2 protein-coding genes are annotated in these 594 nt (G+C 67.2%); both read left to right on the forward strand.

What is annotated here, in order from left to right; translation table 11 throughout:
* The coding region (locus EOA29_RS39275; protein WP_189479181.1) for a 2-C-methyl-D-erythritol 2,4-cyclodiphosphate synthase at positions 1–160 on the forward strand (160 nt) is incomplete at its 5' end.
* On the forward strand, positions 157–594 hold a 438-nt coding region (locus EOA29_RS39280; protein ID WP_145970151.1), incomplete at its 3' end, for a CinA family protein. The genes EOA29_RS39275 and EOA29_RS39280, both read left to right, overlap by 4 nt.

Below are 594 nucleotides of genomic sequence, written 5' to 3' on the forward strand. Positions count from 1 at the left end.
GGCGATGACGGCGGCGCTGGCGGCGATGCTGGGCATTGCGGCCGAACGCATTTCGATCAAGGCTACGACGAACGAAAAGCTCGGCTTTGTCGGCCGCGGCGAAGGCATAGCGGCGATCGCCACCGCAAGCGTGGTTTTCCCGGGAGATGTCCCCAAATGAGCAACGCCGAACTCGCCATCGCCCTGCTCCAGGCCTGCCAGCAGCGCGGCATCATGCTGGCGACGGCCGAAAGCTGCACCGGCGGCATGATCATTGCCGCACTCACCGACATTGCCGGTTCTTCCGCCGTGGTGGACCGCGGCTTCGTCACCTATTCCAACGAAGCAAAGATGGAGATGCTCGGCGTCTCCGCCGCAACGCTCGACGCGCATGGCGCCGTCTCGCGCGAGACGGTGCTCGAGATGGCGGCAGGCGCGCTCACGCATTCGCGCGCGAGCCTGTCGCTTGCCGTCACCGGCATCGCCGGCCCCACCGGTGGTTCGGCGGAAAAGCCGGTCGGCCTCGTCTGGTTCGGGGTAGCGCTTACCGGGCAGCCGGTCGTCGCCGAGCGCCAGCTCTTTGCGCATAAGGGCCGCGAGTTCATCCGCCACGAG

Source organism: Mesorhizobium sp. M1E.F.Ca.ET.063.01.1.1 (assembly GCF_003998155.1).
Lineage (GTDB): Bacteria > Pseudomonadota > Alphaproteobacteria > Rhizobiales > Rhizobiaceae > Mesorhizobium.